Source organism: Microbacterium sp. K35, from assembly GCF_004794375.1.
Lineage (GTDB): Bacteria > Actinomycetota > Actinomycetes > Actinomycetales > Microbacteriaceae > Microbacterium > Microbacterium sufflavum.
In genome coordinates, this window is the sequence record NZ_SSDM01000236.1 from 1 (window position 1) to 7836 (window position 7836).

7 protein-coding genes and 1 pseudogene are annotated in these 7836 nt (G+C 73.1%); 7 read left to right on the top strand and 1 reads right to left on the bottom strand.

Features of this window, described 5'->3' with window-relative positions; translation table 11 throughout:
- Together DW299_RS08990 and DW299_RS08995 are read left to right on the top strand one after the other, a co-directional pair.
- Positions 1-1126: pseudogene (locus DW299_RS08990) on the top strand (glycosyltransferase); the annotation flags it as partial.
- Positions 1123-2505, top strand: coding sequence for a DUF5719 family protein (locus DW299_RS08995; RefSeq protein ID WP_136036379.1), 1383 nt, complete (start codon positions 1123-1125; stop codon positions 2503-2505). The pseudogene DW299_RS08990 and the gene DW299_RS08995, both read left to right, overlap by 4 nt.
- Before the next feature lie 20 nt (positions 2506-2525).
- On the opposite strand, the gene DW299_RS09000 is transcribed toward DW299_RS08995, so the two are convergent.
- Positions 2526-2948 carry a hypothetical protein gene (locus DW299_RS09000; RefSeq protein ID WP_240744592.1) on the bottom strand — a complete coding sequence of 141 codons (423 nt, stop codon included), beginning with the start codon at positions 2946-2948 and terminating at the stop codon, positions 2526-2528.
- Positions 2949-3025: 77 nt separating this feature from the next.
- On the opposite strand from DW299_RS09000, the gene DW299_RS09005 reads away from it, so the two are divergent.
- The 5 genes from DW299_RS09005 to ahcY all read left to right on the top strand — a co-directional run bounded on the left by DW299_RS09005 (position 3026) and on the right by ahcY (position 7696).
- Positions 3026-3232: a DUF3499 family protein gene (locus tag DW299_RS09005; protein WP_136032271.1), complete on the top strand. Its 207-nt coding sequence runs from the start codon at positions 3026-3028 to the stop codon at positions 3230-3232.
- Between the two features lie 92 nt (positions 3233-3324).
- On the top strand, positions 3325-4251 hold the full coding sequence (locus DW299_RS09010; protein ID WP_136036380.1) for an efflux RND transporter periplasmic adaptor subunit: 927 nt from the start codon (positions 3325-3327) through the stop codon (positions 4249-4251).
- Positions 4248-4997, top strand: a complete 750-nt coding sequence (locus DW299_RS09015) for an ABC transporter ATP-binding protein (RefSeq protein ID WP_136032267.1) — start codon at positions 4248-4250, stop codon at positions 4995-4997. The genes DW299_RS09010 and DW299_RS09015 overlap by 4 nt, the downstream gene beginning before the upstream one ends.
- A complete protein-coding gene (locus DW299_RS09020; protein ID WP_136032264.1) occupies positions 4994-6208 on the top strand; it encodes an ABC transporter permease in 1215 nt (404 codons plus the stop codon). The genes DW299_RS09015 and DW299_RS09020 overlap by 4 nt, the downstream gene beginning before the upstream one ends.
- Positions 6209-6250: 42 nt before the next feature.
- The gene (gene ahcY, locus DW299_RS09025; RefSeq protein ID WP_136036381.1) at positions 6251-7696 is read left to right on the top strand and encodes an adenosylhomocysteinase; all 1446 of its coding nucleotides are present in this window, start codon (positions 6251-6253) and stop codon (positions 7694-7696) included.
- Positions 7697-7836 lie beyond the last annotated feature (140 nt).

The following is a 7836-nucleotide window of genomic DNA, read 5'->3' on the forward strand; positions in this document are numbered from 1 at the left end:
CGCGCTGCTCGCCCTCGCCTCGGCCGTCTCGCCGCGGTGGCGCGCGGGCATCACGCTGCTGGTGGTCGCCGTCGCCGGTGTCGCGACGGCCTTCCTCGCGGTCGGCGTCAGCGTCTCGTTCGCGCAGGGCACCCCCGTGCCGATCTGGCCGGGCACCGGGCTGAGCCTCGCGTGGATCGGAGTGCTCGGCGCGGCGACCGTCACGCTCGACACGGCGCTCCCGCTGCCGCGGCTGCGCACCGTGGCGACCACCGTCACGGCGGCCGCCCTCCTGGTGTGTGCCCTGCCCGCCCTCACCGCGTTCCACACCGATCGATCCGTGCTCACCAACGGGCCGGAGTCGACGCTGCCCGCCTACGTGGCCGCGCAGGCGGCGGGCGACCGCGCGATCTCGACGCTCATCCTCACCCCGCAGAACGACGGCGGACTCGCGGTCGAGGTGGTCCGCGGAGCCAGCGAGACCCTCGGGGCCCAGACCACCATGCTCTCGACCGCCGTCGAGCCCCAGGGCACCGACACCGGCACGCTCGCGGTCGACCTGATCTCCGCCCGCGACTTCGATGCACCGGCCGAACTCGCCGCGGAGGGCATCAGCTACGTGCTGATCGCCCAGGTCGCGGGCGAGGGCGACCGGGCCCGTGCGCTGCGCACGGCCTCGATCGCCGCGATCGACCAGCGCCCGGGTCTCGTCCACGCGGGCACCACCGAGCGCGGAGTGCTGTGGCGGCTCGAGGGCGAGGCCGCGGCACCGGCGTCGCTCACCGCGGCGCAGGAGGGCACGGCGCGGCTCGTGATCACCCTGCAGCTGCTCGTGGTGCTGGCCGCGCTGCTGCTGTCGATCCCGACCAGGGCGTCGCGGCGTGCCGCCAGGGCGCAGTCGCGCATCGTCGGGCGGGCGCCGGAGGAGCCGATGGTGCTGCCGCGCCACGCCGAAGATCTCCCGGCCGCGGTCGTGGAGGACCCGCCCGTCGGCGCGGTCGAGGATCCGCAGGACGAACCGGCTCTGACGGACGAGGCCTTGGCGCCCATCGCCGAACCGGTTCCCGAGGCCGAGGTCGAGCCCGCGGACGCCGCGGAATCGGACGACGACACCCCCGCACCGCAGCCCGAGGAGGAGCGCCGATGAGCGGCAACCGCGCATTCCGGGTCGCCGCGACCAGCGCCCGCGTCGTGACGGGCGTGGCCGTGGCCGCCGCCTGCGTGATCGGGGTCGTCGCGGCCGTGCACGCGCCCTGGCCCACCGTGGCGCACGAACCGGCGCAGGAGCAGGTCACTCCGCTCCCCGGCGACAGCGTGCTGGTCTGCAACGGCGACTTCCGGGCGCTCGGACGCGACTCGTCCGCACCGCTCGACATGACGGCGGCGGCAGCCCCCACGCTCACCACCGGCGGTACGTCGGGAGATCCGGCCTCGTCGGGCGTGGCGACGCCCGACCTCGCCGATGGCGACGAGGTCTCCGTGCTCACCGGCGCCGTGGAGGGCCGCACGGCTCCGCTGATCGCGGGCGCCGAGTCGTTCACCCTCGCCGCGGACGACCTCGGGGGCTTCGCGGCCACCCCGTGCACGGTGCCGCGCCTGGAGTCCTGGCTCGTCGGCGGTGCGGTGGGCACCGGCACCGAGGACATCGTCATCCTCACCAACGCGGCCGAGGTGCCGTCCACCGTCACCCTCACCGTGTACGGCGAGACGCGCGGCGGCCGCACCGTCATCATCCCGGCGCGCACGCAGACCGCCCTTCCGCTGACGTCGATCGCCGCCGGCAACGAGGCACCGGTCGTCAAGGTGAGCGCGGTCGGGGCTCCGGTGCGCGCCGTCCTGCAGTCGTCGCTCGTGCGCGTGCTCGACCCCGCCGGCATCGACCTGCAGGAGGCCGTGGCCGGCGCGCAGCAGAACGTGGTCATCACGGGGGTCCAGACGTTCACGTCCGACGGCGACGAGGCCGACATGACCGTGCTGCGGTTGCTGGCACCCGGCGCCGACGCCATGGCGAAGGTCACGGTGCACAGCGAGGGCTCCTCGCCGACGACGGACGAGTTCTCCGTCCCGCTCGACCCCGACGTCCCCGCGCAGGTCGCGCTCAGCGGGCTCGAGCCGGGACGCTACACCGTGGAGATCGAGGCGGAGGCCCCGGTCGTCGCCGCCGTCCGCCAGCAGGACGGCTTCGGACGCGACACCGACTTCGCGTGGGTGACTCCGGCCGCCCAGCTCGACGACCAGGCCGCGGTCGCCGTGCCCGCCGGTCCCGCCCCGCGGCTGCAGCTCGCCAACACGGGCGACGAGGACGCGACCGTCACGGTCGAGCCGATCGACGGCGGTCAGCCGCAGGAGGTGTCGGTGCCGGCGGGGCAGACCCGCGGTATCGACATGACCGCGCGGACGACCTATCTGCTGCGCACCACCGGACCCGTACACGCCGCGGTGACCCTGACCGCGGCCGGTGCGCTCGGCGTGCTGCCGGTGCCGCCGTCGCCCGGCGTGGAGAAGTCGATCACGGTCTACCCCTGACCCCGGGACGGGGCGCGCAGTCAGTGGTCGTGGCCGAGGTCCCAGGGCTCGCGGCCGACGTACTCGGCGGCGGCCCGGAACACCGCGCTCTCGATCGCCATGCGGCGGTGCGCGGCGTCGTCGTGTCCCGGAGGGAGCAGCCGCTCGATCGGGATGCGGAACAGCACGATCCGCCGCCCCTCGCGGTCCAGGTGCCAGCGCGGCACCTCCCCGTCGCCCTCGGCCGCGGGCAGCGCCCCGATCTCGAAGCGCACCTCCTGCAGCTCGGGCCAGGTGCCGCGGAGGAACTCCACCGCAGTGCCCACCGTGAGGTCGAACCGGTCGAGCCGCCCGTCGAGCGGTGCGAGCGGCGGGCGGACGACCTCGCTGCGGCCGAGTCGTCCGTGGCGTCCGTGCCTCGCGCCGCGTCGGGCGGTGGGGGCGTGGGCGCGACGACGGGGCATGCCGAAAGTCTAGGCGCTGCGCTCGCGCTCGGCGCGGCATCCGCTCCGCTCGCGACGGGGGTCGTAGCGTGAAGGGGATGGACGGACGACTCTGCTCGAAGGTCGGCTGCGCGCGTGAGGCCGTGGCCACCCTCACCTACGACTACGGCGACCAGATGGCCGCTCTCGGACCGCTCGGAACGGCGAACGACCCGCAGGCGCACGACCTGTGCGCCCCGCACGCCGACCGGCTCTCGGTGCCGGCGGGCTGGCTCGTGATCCGCCACGAGGCCCTGCGCGCCTGATCCGACACGCGGGCGGAGGCACCGTGGCCCCTGCCGATTCCTGGGTACTCTGACGGCGGCGGTGTCACGGCGGCGCGGCCGGAAAGGCTACCGTGCTCGTCTGGCGTCGCTGGGTCCTGCCCCTGCTGCTCGTGGTCATCTTCGGCGCCTGCGCCGCCGCACTCGTGAAGATCGCTTTCTTCCCCGACCGGTCTGAGGCGATCGTGAGCCCCGAGGCGGGCATCACCGATCCGGTTGTGGCGGTCGAGCGGGGGGCCGTCGTCAACGCGCTCAGCCTGGACGGCACGGTCGCGCGCGACGAGAGCTATCCGGTGCGCAGCGAGCTCAACGGCACGGTCACTGCGGTGCACGTGGCCGACGGTGCGAGCGTCGCGGCCGGGCAGAAGCTGTTCACCGTGCGCCAGGACGACCCGCGCAAGGACATCGACGTGCTGGCGCCCGAGGCCGGCGACGTGTCGGAGCTCGCGATCGTGAAGGGCCAGGCCACCACGGTGGGCACGGAGACGTACACGCTCACCCCGGCCCGCTACCACCTGCAGGCGACCGTGGAGCCCGTGCAGCTGTACCGGCTCGTCAACGCGCCGACCGAGGCCACGGTGACCATCACGGGCGGCCCCGCCCCGTTCCCGTGCACGGGCGTGCGGGTGCAGGTGAGCGAGGAGGGCACCGCGAGCGTGCGCTGCGCGATCCCCGCCGATCAGACCGTGTTCGCCGGCCTGCCCGCCACGATGGATCTCGCGCTCGGACAGGTCGACGATGCGCTGGTGATCCCGGTCACGGCGGTGCAGGGCGGCGCTGGCACCGGAAAGGTGTGGGTCGACGCGGGCGACGGCGGCGAGCCGGAGGAGCGCGAGGTCGCCCTCGGCGTCAACGACGGTTCGATGGTGGAGGTGACCGACGGGCTCGCGGAGGGCGACAGCATCCGCCAGTTCGTGCCGGGCTTCGTCGCACCCGTCGAGGAGTTCTGCTACGAGATCTCCCCGGGCGTCGAGCAGTGCGACAGCGGGATGAGCTGGTGACGCTGGTCGCGCTGGAGGGCGTCGCCAAGAGCGTCCTCCTGCCCGACGATTCGCGCCTGGAGATCCTCCGCAGCGTCGACCTCGAGGTCGGCGCGGGCGACCACGTGTCGATCGTGGGACGGTCGGGTTCGGGCAAGTCGACGCTGCTCAACATCCTCGGCATGCTCGATGCCCCCACGTCCGGGACGGTGTCGTTCGAGGGGCGGGAGGTCCGCCGGATGCGCTCCGGTCGCCTCGACCGTCTCCGGGGTGAGAACGTGGGCTTCGTGTTCCAGCAGTTCAACCTGCTGCCCGGTCGCACCGCGCTGGACAACGTCATGATGCCGCTCGGCCACGCGCGCGGACGGCTGTTCTGGGACCGCCGCCGCATCGCCGCCGACATGCTGGAGCGCGTCGGACTCGGGCACCGCGTCGACCAGGTCGCCGACCGGCTCTCCGGAGGCGAGCAGCAGCGCGTCGCGATCGCCCGCGCGCTCGTACGCCGCCCGGTGCTGATCCTCGCCGACGAGCCCACCGGTGCCCTCGACATCGACACCGGCGCGACCGTGATGGCCCTGCTCGACGAGGTCGCGACCGAGACCGACGCCGCCCTCGTCACGATCACGCACGACCTGCACGTCGCGGCTCGCGCGCGCCGCCACTACCGCCTGGACGCCGGGCGGCTGGAGCCGGCCGACCTCACGAAGGCGTTCGAGGCGTCCACGCTCGCCGCCTCGGTGCCCGGGGCCGCGGAGGTCGCGTCGTGACCGGGTTCCTCGGAGCGCTCTCCGACGCCTGGGCCGAGATCCGGGTGCACAAGCTCCGTGTGCTGCTCAGCCTCATCGGCATCGCCGTGTCGGTGGGCGCGCTCACCGCGGTCGTGGCGATCTCGGAGTACCAGCGCCAGTTCCAGGAGGAGCAGTCGGACCGCTGGGGCGGCCGTGCGGCCACCGTGGTCGTGGCGGTGTCGGCCGACGATGGCACCCCGGTCGACGCGGACGAGGTGGACGAGCGCTTCCGCAGGGCCTCGGAGCGCTTCGGCTTCAGTCACACCGCCCGGATCGCCCAGGGCCTCTCGCTCGGCGTGGCGCTGCCCGACGGCGTGACCCCGGTGAACACACGGCTGGTCGACCCTGCGTACTCGCAGATCCACCGGGAGAAGCTGCTCGAGGGCCGGTGGCTGCACGATGGCGACCTCGAGGCGCTCGCACCGGCGGTGGTCATCAGCGAGCCGCTGTGGGAGCGCATCGGGCGGGTCCCGGTCGCCCAGCACCCCACGATCACCGTCACCGGAGACGCCGGCGGCACCTACCAGGTGGTCGGGGTCGTTCCGCGGCAGGGCTTCGGCGACGAGGAGCTCCGTCTGGACCTGCTGTACGACGCCTACCGTGACCGCGTCGACGCGCTGCCGGAGGAGACGTTCACCCAGTACGAGGTGTGGCTCGGCCCCGACGAGGTCGACGCGATCGCGCCGGTGCTCGCGATGGACCTCCGCGCCGGGCTGCCGGAAGGGCAGACGGTGTCGGTGAGCCGCTCGGACTGGGCGGCGCAACCCGGCACCGCCGACGCTCAGGCCACGTTCGAGATGGTCACGGGCGGCATCGCGTCGCTGATCCTCGCGCTCGGTGCGCTCAGCCTGATCAACATCCAGCTCGTCGCGATGCGCCAGCGGGTGCGGGAGATCGGGGTGCGTCGGGCCTTCGGCGCGAGCTCCGGCCGGGTGTTCTTCGCGGTGTTCCTGGAGAGTCTGGTGGCGACGACCGTGGCGGGGGCGATCGGCATCGCGATCGTCGTGGCGGTGCTGCGCTCCGAGTGGCTGATCGGCTCGATGTTCCCCGGTATCCAGGACATCCCGCCGTTCCCCATGCGGGCGGCACTGGTCGGTCTCGTCGCCTCGGTCGTGGTCGGCGCAGTGTCGGGCTTCATCCCCGCGCTCGTGGCGCTGCGGGTCAAGGTGATCGACGCCATCCGGTTCTGACACACGGGCGGTGCGTCCGCGACCTGATGGAACAATGGGCCCATGCCTGAGCTCGAGTACCGCATCGCCGATCTGTCCCTCGCCGACGCCGGACGGCACCAGCTGCGGCTCGCCGAGAACGAGATGCCAGGGCTCATGGCCCTGCGCGCGGAGTTCGGCGCGGCGCAGCCGCTCAGGGGCGCGCGCATCGCGGGATCGCTGCACATGACCGTGCAGACGGCCGTGCTGATCGAGACGCTCGTGGCGCTCGGTGCCGAGGTGCGCTGGGCCAGCTGCAACATCTTCTCCACGCAGGACGAGGCGGCCGCGGCGGTCGTGGTCGGCCCGCACGGCACGGTGGACGCGCCCGCCGGTGTGCCCGTGTTCGCGTGGAAGGGCGAGACGCTCGAGGAGTACTGGGCGTGCACCGAGCGGATCTTCGACTGGTCGTCGTCGGGCGTCGACGGCCCGAACCTCATCCTCGACGACGGCGGCGACGCCACGCTGCTGGTGCACAAGGGCGTCGAGTTCGAGCGGGCGGGCGTCGTCCCCGATGCCGCCGAGGGCGACCCGCACGAGTACCGTGTGATCCTCGACCTGCTCCGTCGGACCCTCACGGCGTCGCCCGACCGCTGGACGCGGGTCGCCGCCGGGCTGATCGGCGTCACCGAGGAGACCACCACGGGCGTGCACCGCCTGTACGAGCTCGCGGTGTCGGGAGACCTGCTGTTCCCGGCCATCAACGTCAACGACGCGGTCACGAAGAGCAAATTCGACAACAAGTACGGCATCCGTCACTCGCTGCCCGACGGGCTGAACCGGGCGACCGACGTGCTGATCGGCGGCAAGGTCGCGTTCGTGTGCGGCTACGGCGACGTGGGCAAGGGAGCGGCCGAGGCGCTGCGCGGTCAGGGCGCCCGGGTCATCGTGAGCGAGGTCGACCCCATCTGCGCGCTGCAGGCCGCGATGGACGGCTTCGAGGTGGCGCGTCTGATCGACGTGGCCGGCGGGGTCGACATCGTCGTGACCGGGACCGGCAACCGCGACGTGGTGACGGTGGAGCACCTGCTGGCGCTCAAGCACCTCGCGATCGTCGCGAACGTCGGCCACTTCGACAACGAGATCGACATGGCGGGGCTGGAGGCGCTCGACGGTGCGGAGAAGGTCGAGATCAAGCCGCAGGTGCACGAGTGGCGCCTGCCGAGCGGTCGCAGCGTGCTCGTGCTCAGCGAGGGCCGGCTGATGAACCTCGGGAACGCGACCGGGCACCCGTCGTTCGTGATGAGCGCGTCGTTCACGAACCAGGTCCTCGCGCAGCTCGAGCTGTTCACGAACGCGGCGGCGTACCCGGTCGGGGTTCACGTGCTGCCCAAGGCACTCGACGAGAAGGTCGCGCGTCTGCACCTGGACGCGCTGGGCGTGCGGCTCACCACGCTCACCGAGAGCCAGGCGGCGTACATCGGGGTGCCCGTCGAGGGGCCGTACAAGCTCGACCACTACCGCTACTGAGCGCGGCGGAGAGGCGAGGTCAGACGCCGACGCGGCGACCCGTCAGCCGCTCGGCGCGGCGGTCTGCGTTCTCCAGGGCCCGCCGCTCGCGCTCCCGCCGCAGCACCGTGATGCCCACGAGCACGAGCTCGGCGGGGGCG